General features: G+C 28.2%; 29 protein-coding genes and 2 pseudogenes. 3 read left to right on the top strand and 28 right to left on the bottom strand.

Annotated elements, in window-relative coordinates:
• Positions 1-622 precede the first annotated feature (622 nt).
• Positions 623-1,171 carry a DUF4865 family protein gene (locus tag L3B96_RS14985; RefSeq protein ID WP_238947955.1) on the bottom strand — a complete coding sequence of 183 codons (549 nt, stop codon included), beginning with the start codon at positions 1,169-1,171 and terminating at the stop codon, positions 623-625.
• 200 nt (positions 1,172-1,371) lie between these two features.
• On the opposite strand from L3B96_RS14985, the gene L3B96_RS14980 reads away from it, so the two are divergent.
• Positions 1,372-2,229, top strand: coding sequence for a LysR family transcriptional regulator (locus L3B96_RS14980; protein ID WP_238947954.1), 858 nt, complete (start codon positions 1,372-1,374; stop codon positions 2,227-2,229).
• Positions 2,230-2,534: 305 nt separating this feature from the next.
• Here the strand turns inward: L3B96_RS14980 and L3B96_RS14975 are convergent, their stop codons facing one another.
• The 16 genes from L3B96_RS14975 to L3B96_RS14900 form a co-directional block, all read right to left on the bottom strand.
• Complete coding sequence (locus tag L3B96_RS14975) at positions 2,535-3,281, bottom strand: MerR family transcriptional regulator (protein WP_238900537.1); 747 nt, start codon at positions 3,279-3,281, stop codon at positions 2,535-2,537.
• 316 nt (positions 3,282-3,597) lie between these two features.
• Positions 3,598-4,065, bottom strand: a complete 468-nt coding sequence (locus L3B96_RS14970) for a flavodoxin (RefSeq protein ID WP_238900538.1) — start codon at positions 4,063-4,065, stop codon at positions 3,598-3,600.
• Positions 4,066-4,270: 205 nt separating this feature from the next.
• Positions 4,271-4,828, bottom strand: a complete 558-nt coding sequence (locus L3B96_RS14965; protein WP_238900539.1) for a DUF1697 domain-containing protein — start codon at positions 4,826-4,828, stop codon at positions 4,271-4,273.
• Positions 4,829-5,032: 204 nt separating this feature from the next.
• Positions 5,033-6,298: a ferric reductase-like transmembrane domain-containing protein gene (locus L3B96_RS14960; RefSeq protein WP_238947953.1), complete on the bottom strand. Its 1,266-nt coding sequence runs from the start codon at positions 6,296-6,298 to the stop codon at positions 5,033-5,035.
• 29 nt (positions 6,299-6,327) lie between these two features.
• A complete protein-coding gene (locus tag L3B96_RS14955) occupies positions 6,328-6,900 on the bottom strand; it encodes a CDP-alcohol phosphatidyltransferase family protein (protein WP_238947952.1) in 573 nt (190 codons plus the stop codon).
• Positions 6,901-7,156: 256 nt separating this feature from the next.
• Complete coding sequence (locus tag L3B96_RS14950) at positions 7,157-7,936, bottom strand: polysaccharide deacetylase family protein (RefSeq protein WP_238947951.1); 780 nt, start codon at positions 7,934-7,936, stop codon at positions 7,157-7,159.
• Between the two features lie 329 nt (positions 7,937-8,265).
• Entirely contained in the window at positions 8,266-9,228 is a 963-nt protein-coding gene (locus L3B96_RS14945; protein WP_238947950.1) for a 2-dehydropantoate 2-reductase N-terminal domain-containing protein, read from the bottom strand.
• A 227-nt stretch (positions 9,229-9,455) separates the two neighbouring features.
• Complete coding sequence (locus L3B96_RS14940; RefSeq protein ID WP_238947949.1) at positions 9,456-9,812, bottom strand: MmcQ/YjbR family DNA-binding protein; 357 nt, start codon at positions 9,810-9,812, stop codon at positions 9,456-9,458.
• A gap of 24 nt (positions 9,813-9,836) precedes the next feature.
• A complete protein-coding gene (locus tag L3B96_RS14935) occupies positions 9,837-10,181 on the bottom strand; it encodes a DUF6483 family protein (RefSeq protein ID WP_238947948.1) in 345 nt (114 codons plus the stop codon).
• A gap of 84 nt (positions 10,182-10,265) precedes the next feature.
• Positions 10,266-10,721, bottom strand: a complete 456-nt coding sequence (locus L3B96_RS14930; protein ID WP_238947947.1) for a DUF6773 family protein — start codon at positions 10,719-10,721, stop codon at positions 10,266-10,268.
• Positions 10,714-10,920: a helix-turn-helix transcriptional regulator gene (locus tag L3B96_RS14925; protein WP_012059653.1), complete on the bottom strand. Its 207-nt coding sequence runs from the start codon at positions 10,918-10,920 to the stop codon at positions 10,714-10,716. Before L3B96_RS14925 ends, L3B96_RS14930 begins: the two co-directional genes overlap by 8 nt.
• A gap of 404 nt (positions 10,921-11,324) precedes the next feature.
• A complete protein-coding gene (locus L3B96_RS14920) occupies positions 11,325-11,774 on the bottom strand; it encodes a MarR family transcriptional regulator (RefSeq protein ID WP_238861677.1) in 450 nt (149 codons plus the stop codon).
• Between the two features lie 24 nt (positions 11,775-11,798).
• Entirely contained in the window at positions 11,799-12,428 is a 630-nt protein-coding gene (locus tag L3B96_RS14915; protein ID WP_238861675.1) for a class I SAM-dependent methyltransferase, read from the bottom strand.
• A 459-nt stretch (positions 12,429-12,887) separates the two neighbouring features.
• Positions 12,888-13,340 (bottom strand): peptide deformylase, encoded by a 453-nt coding sequence (def, locus tag L3B96_RS14910; protein ID WP_238861672.1) that lies wholly within the window; start codon positions 13,338-13,340, stop codon positions 12,888-12,890.
• Positions 13,341-13,577: a helix-turn-helix transcriptional regulator gene (locus L3B96_RS14905; RefSeq protein WP_041898271.1), complete on the bottom strand. Its 237-nt coding sequence runs from the start codon at positions 13,575-13,577 to the stop codon at positions 13,341-13,343.
• A gap of 152 nt (positions 13,578-13,729) precedes the next feature.
• Positions 13,730-14,281, bottom strand: a complete 552-nt coding sequence (locus L3B96_RS14900; protein WP_238861671.1) for a flavodoxin family protein — start codon at positions 14,279-14,281, stop codon at positions 13,730-13,732.
• A 148-nt stretch (positions 14,282-14,429) separates the two neighbouring features.
• On the opposite strand from L3B96_RS14900, the gene L3B96_RS14895 reads away from it, so the two are divergent.
• On the top strand, positions 14,430-14,750 hold the full coding sequence (locus L3B96_RS14895; protein WP_238861670.1) for a helix-turn-helix domain-containing protein: 321 nt from the start codon (positions 14,430-14,432) through the stop codon (positions 14,748-14,750).
• Between the two features lie 242 nt (positions 14,751-14,992).
• Here L3B96_RS14895 and L3B96_RS14890 read toward each other — a convergent pair whose 3' ends face one another.
• Positions 14,993-15,814, bottom strand: coding sequence for a methyl-accepting chemotaxis protein (locus L3B96_RS14890; RefSeq protein WP_077829840.1), 822 nt, complete (start codon positions 15,812-15,814; stop codon positions 14,993-14,995).
• Positions 15,815-15,995: 181 nt separating this feature from the next.
• On the opposite strand from L3B96_RS14890, the gene L3B96_RS14885 reads away from it, so the two are divergent.
• On the top strand, positions 15,996-16,394 hold the full coding sequence (locus L3B96_RS14885) for a hypothetical protein (RefSeq protein WP_238861669.1): 399 nt from the start codon (positions 15,996-15,998) through the stop codon (positions 16,392-16,394).
• Between the two features lie 415 nt (positions 16,395-16,809).
• Here L3B96_RS14885 and L3B96_RS14880 read toward each other — a convergent pair whose 3' ends face one another.
• The 10 genes and pseudogenes from L3B96_RS14880 to L3B96_RS14850 form a co-directional block, all read right to left on the bottom strand.
• On the bottom strand, positions 16,810-17,358 hold the full coding sequence (locus tag L3B96_RS14880; protein WP_238861668.1) for a flavin reductase family protein: 549 nt from the start codon (positions 17,356-17,358) through the stop codon (positions 16,810-16,812).
• Positions 17,359-17,567: 209 nt separating this feature from the next.
• Positions 17,568-17,675: an HTH domain-containing protein gene (locus tag L3B96_RS27475; protein ID WP_336886469.1), complete on the bottom strand. Its 108-nt coding sequence runs from the start codon at positions 17,673-17,675 to the stop codon at positions 17,568-17,570.
• Positions 17,676-17,874: 199 nt separating this feature from the next.
• The gene (locus L3B96_RS14875; RefSeq protein WP_343073098.1) at positions 17,875-18,390 is read right to left on the bottom strand and encodes an immunoglobulin-like domain-containing protein; all 516 of its coding nucleotides are present in this window, start codon (positions 18,388-18,390) and stop codon (positions 17,875-17,877) included.
• A 111-nt stretch (positions 18,391-18,501) separates the two neighbouring features.
• Positions 18,502-18,594: pseudogene (locus L3B96_RS27470) on the bottom strand (cell wall-binding protein); the annotation flags it as partial.
• 9 nt (positions 18,595-18,603) lie between these two features.
• Positions 18,604-18,738: a hypothetical protein gene (locus L3B96_RS27295; RefSeq protein WP_275297184.1), complete on the bottom strand. Its 135-nt coding sequence runs from the start codon at positions 18,736-18,738 to the stop codon at positions 18,604-18,606.
• A gap of 220 nt (positions 18,739-18,958) precedes the next feature.
• Positions 18,959-19,144: pseudogene (locus L3B96_RS14870) on the bottom strand (flavin reductase family protein); the annotation flags it as partial.
• Between the two features lie 3 nt (positions 19,145-19,147).
• Entirely contained in the window at positions 19,148-19,654 is a 507-nt protein-coding gene (locus L3B96_RS14865; RefSeq protein ID WP_238861667.1) for an HTH domain-containing protein, read from the bottom strand.
• 89 nt (positions 19,655-19,743) lie between these two features.
• Complete coding sequence (locus L3B96_RS14860) at positions 19,744-20,049, bottom strand: hypothetical protein (RefSeq protein WP_238861665.1); 306 nt, start codon at positions 20,047-20,049, stop codon at positions 19,744-19,746.
• Positions 20,050-20,115: 66 nt separating this feature from the next.
• Entirely contained in the window at positions 20,116-20,916 is an 801-nt protein-coding gene (locus L3B96_RS14855) for an SDR family oxidoreductase (protein WP_238861663.1), read from the bottom strand.
• Positions 20,917-20,980: 64 nt separating this feature from the next.
• Positions 20,981-21,580 carry a Crp/Fnr family transcriptional regulator gene (locus L3B96_RS14850; RefSeq protein WP_238861661.1) on the bottom strand — a complete coding sequence of 200 codons (600 nt, stop codon included), beginning with the start codon at positions 21,578-21,580 and terminating at the stop codon, positions 20,981-20,983.
• Between the last annotated feature and the right edge of the window lie 18 nt (positions 21,581-21,598).

Genomic DNA, 21,598 nt, shown 5'->3' with positions numbered 1-21,598 from the left:
AAAAGCATTCAAAATAAGCACCGTCAATCTCTGTATTGAACCTGCCTTCTGGAACTCTATCTAATCTTTCAGAATCAATACCCACACTTTCTCCTGTAAGGGCTGATGTATCAGCAGATCTGTATTTCTCACGTCTGCATGCTTCCAGCTTTTCAGCAAAATTCCTCTCGGTGCCATCACTATTGTACTCGCAGGCTATATTTTCGAGAAATTCTATTGATGGTAGGATGTCGCTATCATCCATTTTCTTATTACGCTTAGCAAAGTATTCTGGATTTTCTTCATCTTTTTTCATAACAATCAGTCCTTTATTTTCTAATCTTAGAGTTTATTAACTTTCTTAATTATAAAGTGAACTATAAACATATTTTATCAGAACATTTGTTCTAAAACAATCAATTTATAAAAAATAAAGTAGCTACATCACGTTCATTCTTAATCATGTTTTTACAAGCGAGCATCCTCGTAATCATTGATATAAATGACTTTAAAAATAGAAAGTTTTTATACTTTCCCAAATAAAAAATGAAGGTTTATTCTGAAAAATGACTTTCATACAGCTCCATATACCTTATTGAAAAGAAATAAAATTCCCGACTGATTATTCTAAACGAACTTGCATTTATATTTTTTCTTGTGATATGTGAAGTATATCATAAGTTGTTCCTTCTAATAATCTTATCTTGCTTAAATCATCTATGAAGAAAAACACATGATATTTCCATTTATCAGGATTATAAATAACTATGAATTCACTTTCTTTAATGCTTGGAATATTCTTTTCTATTTCATCTTTAAAATTATTAAGGCTTCCCTGAGGTTTTATTTCTCTTTCTATCTCAAATACATATTTACTATCTTTGATTTTATATGTTGTTGTATCAATTAATAGTATTCCTACATTTACTTTCTGCCATCCAAAAGAAGTTATTATATTGTCATAAAAGCCCTTAAACAAAAATTTATTTAATCCATTACTATCTTTCCAAACATATAAAGGACAGTAGCTATTTTGCAAATTCTCATTTTTTCCTTTTTCTGTTGTTAGATATAATTTAAACTTTAAATCTTCAAATCCATCTGTTTTATATCCGTTGTTTTTTACTCTATCCTTTATTATGCTCATATTATAATCGCTAGGTAATATAATCTTATATTGAGTTGCTATCATTTCTTTTTATCCTCCCTTTTAATTTTAGTTCTAATTTTATTTTTAATTCTTAAGCAAAATTATTGCTCAACTCACACCTTTCCTTTTACACTTACAGTTTAACTCCCACTATAAAAATTGTATAATACTTATAAATAATCTTTAATATCACTAATAGTGATGGCACATGTAAATTAATTTTAACGAAAGGTTTCTACACTATGGAAATTAATAATCTAAGAATATTTCAGATAGTTGCTTATGAAAAATCTATATCAAAAGCTGCTTTAAGACTTGGTTATGCCCAATCAAATATAACTGCGCGAATCAAATTACTTGAGAACAAATTAAACACTACTTTATTTATAAGAAACAATAAAGGAACTGTAATTACACCTAATGGGGAAAAATTGCTTAAGTATGCAGATAAAATTCTTGAATTAATTGATGAAGCTAATAGCGAGTTCCTTACTCCTAAAATTTCTTCTACTATTAAAATAGGTGCTACTCAGACTATTTCTGCATCTGTTTTACCTAAATTATTTTATTTATTCCATGAGAAAAATCCCGAAGTATCTTTGACCTTAAAAACAGAAACTCAGAAAAATCTTCTAGATATGATTTTAAAGAATGAATTAGATGGGGCTTTTATATCTGATGAAACTACATCCTCAAAAATAAAAAAAGTTATTACCTTTAAAGAAAAGCTTGCACTAGTATCTTCTATACGCATTAATTCTATTAATGATTTACAAGCTCCTATAATAGTAATTTCAGATGCTGATTGCCCTTATCGTAAGCTCTTACAAAAATGGTTGAGTTATAACAACTCTAAGGCTGCTACTATTATTGAATTTGATTCACTAGAATCTATCCTTAGGGGCATAGATGAAGGTCTTGGCATATCTCTTTTACCAAAAAGTATTTTGCCTAAAAATCATAATTTTTTCATTTATGACTTAAAAGATAACTTTGCTGAATTAGAAATTAAGTTTGTAATCAACAAGAATTTAAAAATCAATCCTTTACTTAAAAGTTTTATTAGTGTAACAAATAATCATCTTTTAAATTCTCAGTAATTAATTTTTAACAGTATGGCTTATAGGTCGAATTATTTTTTATACCATTAGATTTATGGCTAATTATACAATTGAAATAAAAACACTATGAAGGTATAGCCTTCAAACCCTCATTATTTAAGCATATTCTGAAGAATATATATGGTAATATTCTTCAGAATAGATATTGTTAAGAATAAATATTCTGAACAATATTTATGGTAAACCATATTAGAATACAATGGTTTTATAAAATTCTATTCTAAATAAATTCACCTACTATAAAATATTTGTGCTACTTTAAATATACTACCTATAAGTATTTACTAATTTAAAGAAGCATACATTTCTGCTGCTGTATAAAGGTAGTAAGAAAGTCCCGTTAATTGATTTTCAAGCATGCTCCTATGAAAATCATCATCTAAAAAGAACTTTGTTTGAGATACAAATGATTTTGCATCGACGCTGTGACCATGATCATTTAAAAATTCAATATGACTTTTTAATGTCTCCTGTACACTTGTATCATTAGCCTTTACACCATTTTTTAGAGCATCTTTTATATAGTTTATAAACTGCTGTGCTTCCATAGCTACCTCATTCATATTATTAACTTGAGCTTCATCTACCTCAGGCATATCATATCCATACTTACCTTTAAGGTAGTTTTTCTGATTTGAAAGTGCATCCTTCCATTCCTCTTTATTGAACCCCTTAAACATTGCTGACTTATCCATAATTTCTCCTCTCTTACCAAGGACAATTGATTCATTTATAGTCTTTAGCAAACCATCAGTCCTCTGCTTGCGCGCAATTAGCAGTTCCTGTTGCTTAACTAAACACTCTAACCGATTCGGCTCATCCTCAAGTGCTTTCTTAATATCACTAAGAGAAAAATCAAGCTCACGATAAAATAATATTTGCTGAAGTCGCTCAAGCTCTTTTTCACCATAAAGACGGTAGCCGGCTTCATTTACCTCATGTGGAAATAGTAATCCTATTTTATGATAATGATGTAGTGCTTTTACAGTGACTCCTGTAAATTTTGCAACTTCTTTAACCGTGTATAGCATAATTCTTCACCTCGTTTATAATAATAAGACCTCCTGTAAGGTGAGGGTCAAGATTATTTCTAAGCTTTTATTTATTAATATATATGTTGCAATTCACAATTCACATTTAACAATTACGGATAAAATTCTTGCAATATTTTTAGAATTATGATGAAGATTTATTTTTGCAATATATATATAATTTTCACTGATACAAATAATTTGTGATACATTTTACCAATGAAATATTATCAAATTGTTAAAAGGATTCTTTTGATTTATTGAATCAGCACTATATCTCACGCAGATATATAAATAATTACAAGTTCTCTTTATTCTATAGACCAATTTGCTCAATCCAGCTTTTAACCTGCTGTTCAGTAAAATTACTCATAGCTTCAAAGCCAGGAAGGATTGTTGATTTCGGGCATTCTTTTGCAATATTAATTTGAATTTGCCCAAAACCTCCCCCACCATGAGTACAAAAAGGAATAACAGTCTTTCCCTGCAAATCCACGTTTCTTAAAAAACTTAGTATTGGTGGAGCGAATGATTTAAACCAATTGGGAGTCCCTAAAAAAATGTAATCATAAGACTTGACTGGTTCTTCTCCAGACAATAATTTTGGACAATATCCATTTTCAATTTCATTCCTTACTTCCTTTGCTGCTGTATTATAATTGAATGCATAGGACTTTTCAGGAACTAACTCCCTAATATCTCCTCCCGTTTGTTTTGCTATTTCTTCTGCTAACATTCTTGTTGTATTTGAAAAAGAATAAAATACTACTAATATTTTGCTCATTTTTACCTCCGTAAAGCCTATAAGTCTTTATATGATATTTTTATATTTCTCTCAATATTTTTACATAATTCAAGAAGATTTTGCAACTTATCTTTATACTTTATTTAGCATATACATATTACTATTTCATATTCTCTAATATACTTTGATAAGATGAAATGACTGTATTTTGACATTGCATTTTATTTCATAGCAAATTACATTATTACTCCATATTTTTTGCTAATGCAGAAAGTTTACTTAATGTTTTCCAATTGCGCACAGTTGTTGGTACATTCAATTTATGAAGATTATTAGCAAGTTTTGAATTTCGAATACTATGATGGAATAATAGATATACTTCTCTTCCTATAACTTGGTACTTATCACTTTCGCTTCCATAAGCATCCATGCACTCAATCTTTTCTCTTAAGGGATTATGTTTCAATAACGCAACATATAAACACTCTACTTTGGATAATGTCTCTGCTTTTGTTATTTCGTCGTTGGAGAATGGACAATTTAAGATAATCTGTTCTAATTCTGTAGAAGTCCTCAAAATGACTTTTGTAGAAATCCCAAAGACTGCCTCAATCCCATTTTCAATTTTATTGCACAGAATATCTTCTGTCTCATCTGATTTGAATAAAACATTTCCACTTTGAATATAGGTTTTTACTTCACAAAGTCCGATTGATTCAAATACTTGTTTCAAATCTGCCATCTTAATTATATTTTTTCCACCTACGTTAATTCCTCTTAACAATGCTATATATACAGTCATATCTGAGTCCTCCTTAATATGAAAATAAATTATAATAATTTACTATTTGGGATTAATTATAACATAGCTTGTATGTATTATATTACTCAGTTTTAAAGTAACATTATTTTGTTAATTGCCAAGTTAAATCTCCATATTATACAATTAAAAATGTCACACTTTTACCTCTGAGTAGTGTGACATTTCAATAAATCTATATCTTATCTATTTAAATTGAAAATGCTCATAATTAAAATTTATAATATTAAAATTACTATCTTTAAACTGCTTTTTTAAATTTTCTCTCATTGGAGCTGGCCCACAAAAGTAAACATCAACACTATCTTTTGTATTCACAACTTTGGATATTTCGTTTACTGATAAAAATCCCTTTTCTTTTGAATTAAATAAGTGCACTCTTAAATTATTACTGTTTAATAGTTGCAATTCTTCTTTATATGCTCCTTCAGCTTCATTATTGTATGCATAAAAAAGATCTACCGAGAATTCTTCACCTACACCTGATTGAGCAAAGCTCCTAAAAGGTGTTATTCCAATTCCTCCTGCAATCCATATTTGATTCTTGACACCAGTTTTATAATTAAATTTACCATGAGGTCCTGAGACAACAAATTCATCTCCAACCTTAAGTGTATTTAACAACTCCTTTGTATGATCCCCTAATGCTTTAATAGTGAATTGCAATTCTCCATTCTTAGGTGCTTCACTTATTGTAAATGGATGTGAAACAAATCCATTTTCATTATCTAAAATCTTCAAAAAAGCGAATTGTCCTGGTTTGAATTTTATTTCTTTTCCAATGGAATCCCCTGTAATCTCAAAGGTTCCATTAGCTACTATATCTAATTTTTTCACCTTATATTTATACTTAAACGAAATTTTTTCATAAAGGAACACGCTATAAATTGCAGATGCTATACCTATGATATTTATTAGATTTAGCCATATACAAAAAGGTTCCAATGAAAAGACAGCATAAGTTGCACTTCCATAATAGTGATAAATTCCAAATGCATAAGGAATAATCATAAATTTATGAATTGTTTTCCACTTTTCATAATTTAATTTTTTAGCCACAAGGGCGATTAATATAAGTACTATAAATATATACATACTAAAAGTCCCATACATGGCATAAGGATCTTTAGGAATTTTTATTCCATTGGCCCTTTCAATTTTTTTCCCCATACTTATTGTTATATTATGAATAACAGCCAAAGCTAACGCACAAATACTTAAATATTTATGGTAAATATATGATTTATCTAGTCCATCAAATAAGCCATCTAAAATTTTGTGTCTAGTTGAAATGAAATTAATAAATGCAAATGCTACCAATGCAAATGCAGCTATTAATTGAGAATATCCACTCATTGTAGATATTTCTCTTATAGGTTCAACAAATAACCATAATACCCATGTTATTATCATACTCATAAGTATAACTAACTTTCCCGATATACTCTTCATACTTATCATCCTTTCATAACTCTCTATATTTATATAAGTTTATTTTCGATAAAGCAAAGTTTTACTCTTGAATAAGAAGAATAAACTCCAATTATAAATGTTACATAGATAATATAATTTATTGTAATTATTGCATTATTAGCCCCAATATATCTATATATACATACAATCCCTGGAATTACTAGAAATGTAGCCGAAACTAATCTACCAGCACTATCGAAAATAAAGGACTTGTCCGACTTTTTAATATTTTTGATATACTTTGATGTTATTATAAATTCAATGAATTTCAAACATACGAATCCAAAATACCATATAGGCAAAATTTTTATGTTTATTAACGTTATATATGAAATAATAATATAAAACAAATCTGCAAATACATCTAGTTTTGCTCCTATTAGCGAAGTTGAATTAGTTTTTCTTGCAATTTTGCCATCTAATAAATCTGAAATACATATTGATAAAAATAAAATGCTCAAATTCACATTTCTTTCCTTCGCATATATAAATTGCTCAATTATATTTTGAACAAATAATGCTGATAGTATTATTCTTGCTATTGTAATTAAATTAGGTACATGTCTGACTATAATCTTCAAAGAACCCCTCCCCGTTTTTTATTGTTTTAATAAATCATTTTAAGATAATTAAACAAAACCTTCTAATTTTCTCCTATATATTACAAGTTTACAACAAAAACACCTATATTTCTATAGGTGTTCTTAGAATTTACATTCTAGGCTTAATTTATATAATTTTTCTCATTTAGTATTCACTAGATTTTTCATTCTTAATCTTCATGAATAACATGCTGCCTTTATTTTTAAATGTTATATTGTTTAGGCAAATATATTTTTATTTAAATAATTTTCCTCTCATATGAAAATATAATTCTGGAGTATCTTCTGTAATAACTTTAAATTCATATCCTTTAGATTTATAGTATTTTATTATTTGTGGAAGAGCCTTGCATGTGTTCTTATGCATATCTGTACAATGCAAAAGTAATATTATGTTTTCGCGATTTTCACTTCCTTTGATTGCTTTTCTATATAAAGTATCTGGTGAGAGTTTTGAATTTAATCCATCAGTATTATCTAAGTCCCAATCATATATTTTAAATCCTTCATCATGCAGTTTTTTTAAATAATTTTTGTTCAATCGTTTATGACTTCCACATGGAAATCTAATTATATTCGGTGAAATTCCAATAGCCTTATTTATCTCATCTCGACACTTAATCATTTCTTTTATAAATGCGTCTTCACTGCTATAAATTTTCCTTATTTTGTGGGTATATGTATGAAGTCCTATTCCATTTCCTTCATCATAAATTCTTTTTACCACATCTTCTTTTCCTTCAATTTGATTTCCGATTAGAAAAAAAGTTGCATTTACTTTATTTTCCTTTAATACGTCCAAAACATTATTTGTTACTTTGCTACTAGGTCCATCATCAAAAGTTAAATAAATTGTTTTTTTCTTATGCTCACTTATTTTTTCATTTAAAGTAACATCTTCATTGAATGCCAAATCACATAAATCAGAATTAATATTTATATTATCTATAAATATAGTTAGAATAAAAAATATACTTGCCAAAAAAAATAAAATATGTTTTGATTTAATTCTCAATTTGTTTTCCTCCTTTGTAACTTGCCTCATAAATCTAAAGCTTATTTCACTTTATTATTAGCTTCTTGGATCTTTTTATTTATAGCAATTTTATACATCTGTTAATTCTTATATAAAATTACTTAAAATAAAAATTTTTCTGCTTATAATCAGCTATAAATCAAAGATATAGTAGATTTTCGTTACGCTGGAGAATTAATTTTCAAATGACTTAATTCATTCTTTATAAAATTGTAGGGACTTTAAAAGAGAAAGCATTAAGCCATATAAGACAAGAAATTTAATAATTTTGATACACTTCTCTATATTGAATTGCTTGGGCGCAAAATTTAACAATTTATCTTCTTTTCTAGTAAATTGTATTTTCTTGAAAACAGCGGCGCATCCATTTGATTATTTTTACCGCAGTCATATACATTCTTGCATACATATAATAAATCATCTATATTATTATGAAGTGTCATAATTCTACGAGTTAGCTGATTATTTTTAAACATTCTTTTCATAACTATTCCTGATAATTTTGAAGGCATTTTATAAGCAAATAATTCATTATTATAATTTTTCAAATTTACATTTCTAGATGCAATTATTTTTACAGTTTCCCTTATAGTTAGTATTGTTTCTGATAAAATTTTAGAAGAATCCATCAACTTTTCTGCTGCCTCAGTTGTATTTTTTATATCACCATATTCTCCAGCGTTTGTTATAACAGCTGCATTTATTGCCATGTGAATCCAAATCCATTCGAGCATATCAAAAGGTATTTCAGCTTTAATATGACAATCAGATAATAATTCCAATAACTTATCATAATTTTTAATATTTGTTTTTTCTTTGCTTTCAAGCATAATATGATCAAATATACAGCAATTTAGTTCATGATCACTTATATTCCCTCCTGCTACTGGATAACCAAGTATGTACTCCCATCCTTTAAATAAATTTTCAATATAATTTTTATCTTCCCATATTCCATTGAAAATTATCAAAGTACCATTAATGTCATTCTCTTTTAATGTTCTTATTACTCCTTCAATTTTTCCAGCTGGAACACTTACTAATATAAAATCATAAGAACTGTTTTTATTTGCGATATGGATCTTATAATTATCATTTTTTTCTTCGCCTTTATTGTTAAATCTTCCATCTAATAACTTGACATTTATATTTTCAGGTACAAATGTTTTTTTGCTGTCTCTTATTAAATGCTCTACCTCGTGCCCCTCTTTTTGAAAAACATATCCATAAGTTGTCCCAATCACACCAAGACCGATTATTAAAACTTTCATTTTCACACCTCTAAATCTCCATTTATCTTCCAGTTAATTGTAACATATTTTGTAAATGCTATCCTGTTGTGTTTTGAAAAAATATTATTTCAATTCCATAAAGCCTTATAGTATTACATATTCAGCGTTCAATAAATCTATAATTTACCGTACAAAAAAAATCGCAAATTCAATTTTCTTGAATAATGCGATTTTAGAATCATTGCATTACTTTTGATAACTAATTTCTATTTTGTCAAATCATAACTTAAGCTAATTAAATTATATATTTCCTCCTTGGAAAATAGGCTGTCCAAATCAATTGTAATCCAGTGCTTTTTATTCATATGATATGCTGGAAAAATCCCATCTTGACTTTTTAACAAACTATTTAGAGCAGTGTCACACTTTAAGTTTAATATCTCAGCATTTCCTTTTCCACTTAGACCTAATTTAATTCTTGGTATATTCATAATTAACCCATACCATTTGCCATTCACTTCATGTCTAAGTACAGCATACTCTGGATATTTAGGCCATGGATAGTCAGGATTGGTATTAAATTTTTCCTTTATATAAGCAAGAAACTCTTCCCTTTCTACCATAAAAATTCCTCCTAAAACACCTACTTATTTAACTTTAAATTTTTCTATATCTTTTAATCCCTGATAAACTTCTTCTCTTGGGAAATTACTTTTCCTCAAGAATTCATCACTCTTTTTAAGGAGCGAATTATAAAAGTCAATTGCAATTTCATGAACTTCTTGTGAATTATTTTTTTCTAGTTCATCAAAGATTAAATCTTCTGCTTTATTATAATCACCATCATGAACAACTTTGGTAAGAATTATTTTAAATATATCTATAGGACTCATTTGCTCTATATTGATTTTCTCACTATTTTCTTCTTTTTTATTACAAATAATCTTTCCAATAGATTTTCCAAGTTCCTGAACAAGTTTTTCAATATCCATATATTTTACCTTCGTTCAATATTAAGTGTAGTATCTTATAAGAACTCAAATATATATTTTATTCTAAGCCTAAAAAAGTTTCACTTAAATATCCTTATATTTATTTTCTATTTTCTTTTTTGTATTCTTTGATACCTGTCCTAGTAATGTTAGAACAATAAATCCAAGAATGAAAATTCCACCAAAGAATCCACCAATTATAGTAGGGGTCATCACTTTGATTCCTGCCCTTGTATAAATTATAATTGCAAACAATAACGTAGCTACAACTGAGCATATAATACTATAAATTAAATTACTTTTTACAAAAGGTTCATTGTTATTGTAGCTCCATAGACCACTTTTCAAGCAACTCCAAATCATCGAAATGCCCCCACATGCAAGTATTACTGTTTCACCAAGTACTTGCTGAAAAGCAGCTTTCATAAATAACATTTGTATTACAATCACTATTACTGATACACTAAACATAATGCGAAACGCCATATTCTCACATTTATAGAATTCCTGCTGTTGGCGTTCATCAATTTTTTTATTCATTATCATCATCCTCCCAAAAAATATCATTTAATGTTTTTCCAAGTGCCTTGCAAATGGCGATACATAATTGCAATGATGGATTAAATTTTCCAGCTTCTATCATTCCTATTGTTTGCCTTGTTACGCCTACTATATCTGCTAACTGTTCTTGAGATAAGTCCATCGAGGCTCTTGCTGATTTCATTTTAAGATTTTTCACCTGCATTCCTCCTTATATTATTGTTGTAACATATACAAATCATAATGTCAAATATATATTGCATTATAGTTAGTATATAATACAACAACTCACTAGCAAACTCAATATTAGTGAATTAAAAGAATATTACGTTTCTACAATTTGTTATTCAATTTTGTTGGTTAGTAACTTATGAACGCTCTGGTGAATGGTTCAACATAAAAGTGGTTATTATAAATTATTAGGTTGTATAATACTACCGCATATAATCTAAAAACCACTTACAGATGTGAACTTTATCTCAAATAAGAAAATATTCTTTAAATCATACTCTTTTTTATAATATTGTTTTTAGGCCATAATTGTGACATGGTAAATGGATTCACAAAAAGTAAATAACCATTTGACCTCAAAAATTAACTTCATTATCTACTAGAAATATTATAAACAATCTTTCTCATAATATTTAATAAATTTTCTCTTTCTTCATAAGTATCTAAAGAAATCATTATTTTTCCATAAATTTCTTCTTCAAATTTTATATGTTCCTCTTGCGCTTTTTTTCCTTCTTCCGTAAGCTCTAATTTATAAGATCTTCTATCTCTTTTACTAATAGATCTACTTATAAGATCACGCTTTTCTAATCTATCTATCATGTTAGTCAATGTACTTTTAGGAATATTTAATATTTCTAAAATATCTCTAATAATAACTTCTTCTTTCTCGGAAATAATTCTAATTATGGATATTTCATTATCACTAAGTCCTTTTATTCTAGCATATTTAGCTTCAATATCTTTATAGCTTGATTCAAATAACATACGATGCCATAATACATTAAATTCATCTATTTGCTTTTTACATTCTTTATCCATATTGTCACTCCAATCTATTAATGATTATTTTCTTATCTTAGCGCTAATTGCAAAACTCTTATAGTTAATCTTTTTAAAATCAAATGGCTCAAATCCGCATTTTACTAAAAGTGCCTTAATTTCTTTTTCAGAATATATTTTATAGTCACCATTATTAGATGTTTTGCAATATAAATTTATAAATTGTCTACAAATTACTGGTGCCGTTGGATCCCCTAAAATTAATAAACCAGAATTCTTTAATACTCTTTTCATCTCTAATAAAACTTTTTCTGGGCTTGGATAATGATGAAAGGATGCATTACATACAATTACATCAAAAGAATTATCTTCCCAAGGAATGTCCTCTGAATCACCAACTTTGAGTTCAGCTTTATCCCCAAGATTTTTCTTAGCTATCCCAATCATATTTTCTGATATATCTAATCCATATAAACCAAACTTATAGTTGGCACTAAGTTTTATTAATACATTACCTGTCCCACATCCAACATCTAATATTTTTTTAGGATTTGCATTTATTACCCTACTAACAATCTCCTCATACATTGGGGCTACAAACTTGCCATCACTGCTTTCATCATAAACTTCAGCTGTCCTATTAAAGTTTATTTTTGAGTTTTCCTTAAACATGTTTTTATTATTACCTTCCACATAAATCACTCCCCATAATAATAGTTCTATTTTAGTATAGTTCCATATACGAACTATATTTAGATACTACTACTATCAAAAGTAAAATACAACCATTTTTTATATATTTTCCTGTAACTGCAAAATATATTAATTTATGTCGTGTTTAACATTGCATATTCTATAATTCAGAATTACAGCCAAAATTCTTGCAATATTTTTAGAATTGTAATAAAAAATTATTTTTGTAACATATATAAATACAAGAATATTATTAATTCTTTAGTTGAATTTCATCACTTTTGCTGCATATTACTAAGCCAATAATTTTTCTTATATTTAGGCAGCAAAAAATCACTAGACATTACCTAGTGATTTTTTGATTATATAAATGCTGTATTAAATTATTAATTAACATTTTCATTTTTATTTAACAATGCATGATATATTAAATAATACAGTAACAAAAAGTTTAATATACTATTTTAAATATTCAGTAACAAAATCAGTAAAAAGAATGCCTTCTAAATGGTCAATTTCATGACAAAAACATTTTGCTAAATCTCCTGTACCTGTTAGTATTATTTCTTTACCATTTTCATCTAATGCTTGAACTGTCACTTTTTCTGGTCTTAATAATCTTCCAAATACATGTGGATTACTTAAACATCCTTCTATAACTTCTTGAATTCCTTCTTGTTTAATAATCTTTGGATTAACTAATTTTATTAGACCTTGTCCCATATCTATTACAACTAACCTTTTAAGTATTCCTATCTGCGGCGCCGCTAAGCCCCCACCATTTTCTGTATCATACATGGTTTCCGCCATATCATCTAGAATTTGCTTGATCTTTTCGTCTACCACTTCAACTTCTTTACTTTTCTTTCTTAAAACTTCATCACCAAATAATCTAATTTTCCTTAATGCCATTTAAACTACACCTCTACTTAATTGTGCCCTTGATTTTCTTTCACTTTGTTCAAAAAGAAAAACTTCCTCTATTGCACAATGAAATATTTGAGAAATATCATAAGCCAGCCATATAGATGGCTCATATTTTTCTGTTTCAATAGAGTTTATTGCTTGTCTTGATACTCCTACAAGAGCTCCCAATTGTTCCTGTGTTAATCCAATAGCTTCACGGAATTCTTTTAGTTTATTTTTCATTAAGAACCACTCCTGTCATGTCTACCTTACATAAAAGTATATTCCTCTTTAAATTCTATGTCAAGTTAACATTACATGATGTGTGTCTTTAAGTTCCAACTTTTCAAATTCAGTATTATTCGTCATACTATCCAAATACTATTATAAATTTATTAAACTAAGTTTTCTCCATCCTTAAATGCTCTTAAAGATAACTCATCAAACACTGCTAAATCAGGATTATGGCTAGTTCCGCAGTAATGAATGCTATCCTCTAACTTCCAGCCTAATTCTTCTAACATATTATTGGCAAATTTAACGCCTTCCGCACCTATCTTAGGATCAGGATTCCCTTGAGTAAATATTGTTATTAACTTTTTACCTGGATATTTTGCCTTATAATCATTTCCAATCATTGGGAATGTACGATCAAACCAAACTTTTGATTGCCCTGTAATTGTATAATAATATATTGGAGAACCAAAAACGATAGCATCTGCTTCCTTAATAGCCTCATACATTGGCTGCAAATAATCATTAACTGCACAACCGTCATGGGTACGGCAATACATACATCCTTGACATCCACGAATTCCAGAATCATTTAAATCAAATTCAATAACTTCAGCACCTTTAGACTTAGCTCCTTTTGCAACTTGTTCTAATAATTTTGCAGTATATCCATTTTTTCTTGGACTGCCTTTAAAAATAACTACCTTTGACATATCTTATCTCTCCTTTTAAATATAAAATTCTCTTAAGTCAATCAATCATCTATTGACTGACTTTATTATATTAAGTAACATATAAATCAACAAGTACGCAAAAAATATTTAGCTACTAATATTTATATAAGTAATGGAGGTTGCTTTCATGGAAAACTGTTCTATTGAATATGCTTTAAAAATTATAAATGGGAAATGGAAATTATTAATCATTTGGGTTATATCTCAAAATGGAATTCTTCGCTTTAATGAACTACAGCGAAAAGTTGATGGCATATCCAGTCTTATGCTCTCAAAAAACTTAAAAGAACTTGAAGAAGATGCTCTGATTATTCGTCATCAATACAATGAAATTCCACCAAGAGTAGAATATGAATTATCAGAACTTAGTCAAAAGCTCATAGTTGCTTTACAACATCTTGGCGAATGGGGAGAAGAAGTTCATAAACATAAAGAAACATCTGTATAATTAATAATCAAAAATTTTCTTCAACCATGAATAATATACTTAAGTAATTCATAACTACATGCTTTTTCAAATTGCGCAGAAAAAAATCGCATATTCATATTTTATTAAATAATGCGATTTTCTGCTTATTTTATACCATGAGCTTATTAAATTTTCCTAATAAATTTTATGAGGGTTGTTAAATAATCTAATAAGATAATTACTAAAATTATATGTATCTGAAGTAAATGCCATAATCGTCTTTACCATACTACCTTTGACATATCCACCAGTTCCTTAGAGTTTGAGGTAATCTCTTCTAAAGTAGCCGTTATCTCTTCAGTAGCTGCTGCTTGTGATTCTGCTATCATGTTTGTATTGCTAATCTCCTTAATAACTTCATCAATAGAATTTCTCATTTCAAGAAGCAATTGTGATACTTTTTTTGACGATTCACTGCTCATCTGTGAAAGTTTTCTCATTTCACCTGCAACAACTGAAAAACCTCTTCCTGCCTCGCCTGCCCTTGCAGCCTCAATAGCCGCATTTAAAGCTAGAAGATTAGATTGAGAAGAAACACTAGTAATAAGATTTAATATCGTATCCGTTTCTTTTATTTTTTCTTCTGTTTTTTGTGTTGCATTTACAATACTATTCATTGAAGATGAAAGTCTTTGAGAATCAGTAGCCACTTCCTCAATACTTGCGCTTGTCTGTTGCAGTGAACTAAAAATGTTCTCTGCTACTTCTTCTACTTTAAACTGTTTATTTAAGCTTTTCCCTATTGCAACTCCACCAATAATATTTCCACTTGAATCCTTAATAGGGTAAGAAATCCCCTTAAATGATACTCCAAATAATTCTTTTGGCACTATCACACTTAGTACCTTACCTCCTTTTATACTTTTATATAATGGTTCCTCAGGATTTAACTCTTGTCCAACTTTGATAGGTAAGTTAATGGAATTTCCATCACGATAATATATAAATTTCTTAGTATCTGCTACAGCAACTGCTATATCGTCTTGTAATATTTCCTTTAATTCAGGAATAACCTCTAAAAATGCCTCAAGTCTATTTTCCATATATACACCCTCCAGTAAATTCAATCTATGATAGGTATATATTCGATAAATCTTTCTATATTCCTTGTTTTTTTGCGTTCATTTTAAAAATATATTATTTAATTTTTTAGTATTATTTAATTTTAAATTAATTATCACATACATACATGCGTCGACAAGTGGTATTTTTTGTTTAACCTATATGTTGAATATTTCAACCCTAAATACACATAATACAAATGATATATTATATAATAATTTAACATTAAATGTGGTTAAACTAATGAAAAAATTTATTCCTATATTTTTAATTTTTTTCTTCATATCTACTTGCTTTAATATTATAGGTGTATCTGCCGAACCTAAAACATTTAAACAAGGTATTTACACTTGGAGCGATTCAGGCTTACCAGCCAATTCATCTCTTACTATAAAACTTGGCGAATCTACTAGTAAAGCTATAGTTATGGTTATTGATTCAGACCAAACTATGGAAGCTCTATTAAGATTAAATGCTCGAGTTACCCACCAGGTTTTACCTCCGCTTACATACACTTCTTCAATTATAATCTTTACTGATGGTAATGTAATATTTTCATAAAAATTAATTTAAAACTGACTTTCCCATACGGTATTATTTCTAGAATCTCATTTATAGGTAATTGTGTGTTTACATGAGGACATGTGGTCTAAGATAACATCTTTGATTAGGTTTTACATAGTATGGGGAATATAAATTTATAATTCACATTTGCCATTATTCTGACATAATAAATAACTATAATAAAATCATAAACTTGATAAAAACTTTTTTTCATATATATTTCCCCAAATATATAAAACAAAGAGTAATATTCATATTCCCAATATGTTTATTACTCTTTTTTGCATTTCAAATAACTATTAAATTCATACATACTTCTTAAATAGCATACATACAAAAATGCTATACTTTTATTACTTTCATATTGGCTATTTTTTATTTCATGTTACTTTAAAATTTCACATAAATATGATTACCTATTACCTTCACATGATTTAAATATTGATCCAACTCTATTATTTAAATCAAAATAACCTGTATCCATTAATATTGTTGGTTTAACTTTTAGGGCATTTGGTCTTCCATTTTCCAAACAATCTTCCTCTGCATATGTTGCCACAATCTCACCAAGAAACATTGTAAAATCAAATATGGGAATGGTTTGTATCACTTTACACAAATAATTTATTGAACATTCCTTTATCATTGGTGCATTTCCTACTTCATCATAAAAAGACTCAAAAACATTTGATTTATCTACTTTGCTTCCAGAAACAGTTCCACAATAATCAGTTTTTTCAACATCATCTGATTTAGGAATATTTACAGTAAAAAATCCATTTTCTAAAACTCCGGTTGTTGTATAATGTGAGCTTTTCAACGATATATAAAGTACATTTTTTTGACTTACAACTCCATATGCTCCAATTGTAGCATAATTAGGTTTTCCATTAACAGTAGCTCCTGCTAAAACACTGATAAATGGCCCAAATGGAATATTAGCTATCTTTTTCTTTGTCATATTCATTCTCCTATCTAATTATAATTTTGTTGCAACAACGAAAATTATAGAGTATAAGATAATAAAAATATAGACTTTTTCTTTCTCATGAGTTATCATATAGATTAAGTATTCCCCTAATTAAGCAAACTTTTTTTTTGCTTTAAAATCTTGTAATAAGCACCTTAATAAATTTAGTAATATATTAGCCTAAAACTGACTTATTACCATTAACCAAAAAAGTGTAAAAACAAATTTGCTACCGCTAGCTTATATTTATTTTCATATGTAATAGAATTAGCATCCTTCGTGAAATTTATTATTTGATAATGATGCATATTCAATAATTTTTACTCTAAAGGCTTCTATATTCCTTGTTTTTTTGCGTTTGTTTTAGAAATATATTATTTTATTTTTTAGTATTATTTAATTTTGAACTAATAATCATTTCGATAAAATTGTGCAGCATTTTAAATATAAAAATACCGTACATTCAGCTGAATAATACGGTACTTAAAATCTTATATTTACTTCTCTTTATTGCAGTTCAAATTCTGCAGTCACATGTGAATAACCTTTTGAGTTTTCAATTTCCGCTAATATTCTATATTTTCCTGCTGTAAGCTTGTTAAAATCTTTTAGTATGTTTAATTTACAAATATCAACATTTGTTCCTTTTACTGGCAAAATCGCTTCTAAATCATTAAAACTAGTATCTTCTGCAAACTCTAAATTATGCCACTCATCATTTTCAAACTTATCTATTTGATAATATTCTCCACCATATCCACTTTCTAAATTCGTATTATTTGCTATATCAACCCTGATCTTTTCTGTACCGAGAGGATACACACTTTTTTCAGTCTTCATAGTAATATCTTGCAATTGTGATTTACCTTTAGTTGTATCTAAAGCTCCATCTACACCCAAATAATATCCATCAACAGTTTCATCCTTTGCTAGATCCCCTTCAAAGCTAAAGTAATAATACTTTCCATTAACTAATTTCCATCCTTTAGATACACTATTTTCCCTATACAATGTATCTCTCACTTCTACAGGATAACCATCTATTCTCAAATCATTTTTAAATTCATCAATATCAAAACTTTTATACTTGTTAGTTGTAATATTATTAGGTGCAGCCTGAATCCAGGTCCCATCAGATCCTATTGTATATCCATCAATGGTTGTATCATGTACCATATATCCATCTTGTTTAAAATAATACCACTTTCCATCAATCTCTTTCCAACCTACTGACCATTAACTTCCTTCTGTATTCCACCAACCATTTGAATCCTGTTTCCATTCTGCATTCGCTCCAATTGAATTAAATACCGATGAAACACTTGCTACTAATAGAGCCACTATCAGTCTTAGTTTTTTTAATTTTTTCATAATTTTGCCTCCAATTATATCCAATTCCACTTTCATTCATATAATACAAATATTTCATATTGTTTTGGTACCATTATATCAACTTTTAAGCAATACATTCTTTTTTATTAGTACTCCAAACCCACAGATTTCGATATTGATGTGCATAAAGTTAAGATAGCTTTGATACAAAGTAAGTATTTTTTATTTCATGTTACTTTAAGATTTCATATAAATATGATTACCTATTTCCTTCACATGATTTAAATATCGCCCCAACTCTACTATTTAAATCAAAATAACCTGTACCCATTAATATTGTTGCTTTAACTTTCATGGCATTTGGTCTTCCTTTTTCCAAACACTCTTCCTATGCATATGTTGCCACAATCTCACCAAGAAACATTATAAAATCAAATATATTAATAAATTAGCCTAAAGCTGACTTGTTTCCATTAACCAAAAAGTGTAAAAACAAGCTTGCTACCGCTAGCTTATATTTATTTTCATATGTAATAGAATTAGTATCCTTCATGAAATTCTTAACATCTTCTAAGCCTATACCTGCATACATAGCTAAAGTATCGTATCTAATTCCAACGTCAATTATCAATACATCTATTATTCCTTTGACTCTGTCATCTTCATTTATACTACGTATCCCTTCAGATAGAATATAAATCTTATTTGATAATGCTGAAGGCTCTGGACACTTTGGATTCCACACAAATTCTTTATTGTTTTTAATAGAATCCTTTGCATTAGCATAAAACTCATGCAAATTTCTTTTTCCATCCATATAATCTTTTAGCCAGTTATAATCCACATTTATCATTCTACTCAAAACTTCAAGTTCAATTTTACAATCTTCAATCAATTTTTTTATACTTTCTCTTGTTTTGTCTATAGGATTTGAATCTCCATTTATTAATTCCATATCTTTTCGCCTCATTCATGTAATATATTTTAATATTTTTTTAAATAAATATTTGTAAAAGTTAGTTATTTAACACCTTAAAATTAATACTAATAAATTTTACAACAATGCCCTTCAATTCTCTTATAAGGTATTAATATATCTGCAGTCTGAACTCTATTTATAAAATCTTTTAAACCTTCTTGCTTATCGTCAGGCGCAAAATATTTTTTCCCCATCCATTGTATTATCCAACCAGTAATTCCTGTTGGAATAATATTGTTGAACTCTCTATAACCTATCCCTGAATTATTGAGAGTATAATTGAAATTCAATGTTTTCTGTAATATATTTTTGTTGTCGCAAGGCTCAGTAATTTTTACTCTATAGAGCTTTACTTGTTTTAAAAATGTCATTATTGATTTATCCCCTTCCAATAGTTGTTGATATTCTGCTACTATAAATTATAATTATTCATTAATCTAGCGCTTTTTCATAAAGTATTCTCTTACAAAGTCAGGAAAGTGTATAGCTATATTATATGCAAGCGGAACAGCAACCTTATAACGAGGTTTAAGTCTCCTTTTCGAAATTATATTAACAATAGTTTTCGCTGCTTCTTTAGGATCAGTTAAATTTTGATCATTTCGATATTTAGCATCTGCTTCATAAAAAGTTGAATAATAAGAATCTTGATTAGTCATAAGATTATTTGAATTATTAACCATAGTTTTAAAAAAATTTGTTTTTATTGGTCCAGGTTCTATTACAGTTGCTTGAATATTATAGTTGTGCAGTTCTAAACGCAACGTATCACTTATTGCCTCAACTGCATATTTAGATGCACAATATGCACCATTAATGGGTTGAACAAATTTTCCCGAAATTGAACCGATATTTATAATTTTGCCAAATTGTTTCTTACGCATTTCCGGAACAACTGCCTGAATCATATTAATTATTCCAAATACATTTACATCAAACATGCTTTTCACACTTTTTACATCGATTTCTTCTAAAGCACCTCTGGTTGAGTATCCCGCATTATTTACAAGAATATCAATTTTCTTAAATCGTGCTATCACTTCCTTAATCCCAACTGAAATAGATTCTTTTTGGGTAACATCTAGTTGTAGCTTTAATGATACAGGCAAATCTTTTAAAGCTTCTACCTTTCTAGCTGTTGACACAACTATATATCCTCTCTCAGATAATATCTTGCAAAGTTCTCGTCCTATCCCCGATGAGCATCCTGTAATTAAAACAACTGTATTGTTTTTCATATAAATTACCCCCCATTAATAAAATTTATCTACATCATAAATCACATGGAGGTTAGCTGCATTATCATTTGTTAATATTTAAATTTTTTCTTAATCTACTAAGTGACACAGGGGTCATTCCTAAATAAGAAGCAATATGATATTGTTTAATACGCTTTTCTAATCCTGGATATGCATTAAGGAATTGCTTATAACGTTCAATGCTATCTAATACTTTAAAACTAATTGCATGCTCTTCTTTCATAATAAGAACACTATCAATCATCTTTTTGTAAAATAAAAGTAGTTCATAATTTCCCTCAACTATTTTTTCAAAATCAGAAATTTGGGCTACAATAATTTCGCTATCTTCTAATGCTTGTATATAATACATAGATTCTTTTTGAGATAGATGGGCTACATATGAGAATAGTACCCCACCTTCTTTGTAAAAATATTTTGTTGTATCTTTGCCTGCTTTATCAATATAATAAGAACGAAAAACTCCCTTAACAACAACTCCTATTTCAGTAGACTTATCACCTTCCTGTAAAAAGAACATATCTTTTTTTAATAGCTTTGGCTTAAAAATCTTCTTTAATAATGTTATGTTTTTTTCACTAAGGAAAATCCCATTATTTTTCAAAATATCTCTCCATAAATCATCGTATACATATTTACTCATTTAAAGCCTCGTTCCTTT

Source organism: Clostridium sp. YIM B02569 (assembly GCF_022320765.1).
Taxonomy (GTDB): Bacteria; Bacillota; Clostridia; order Clostridiales; family Clostridiaceae; genus Clostridium; species Clostridium beijerinckii.
This window is presented reverse-complemented; position numbering and strand designations above follow the sequence as displayed.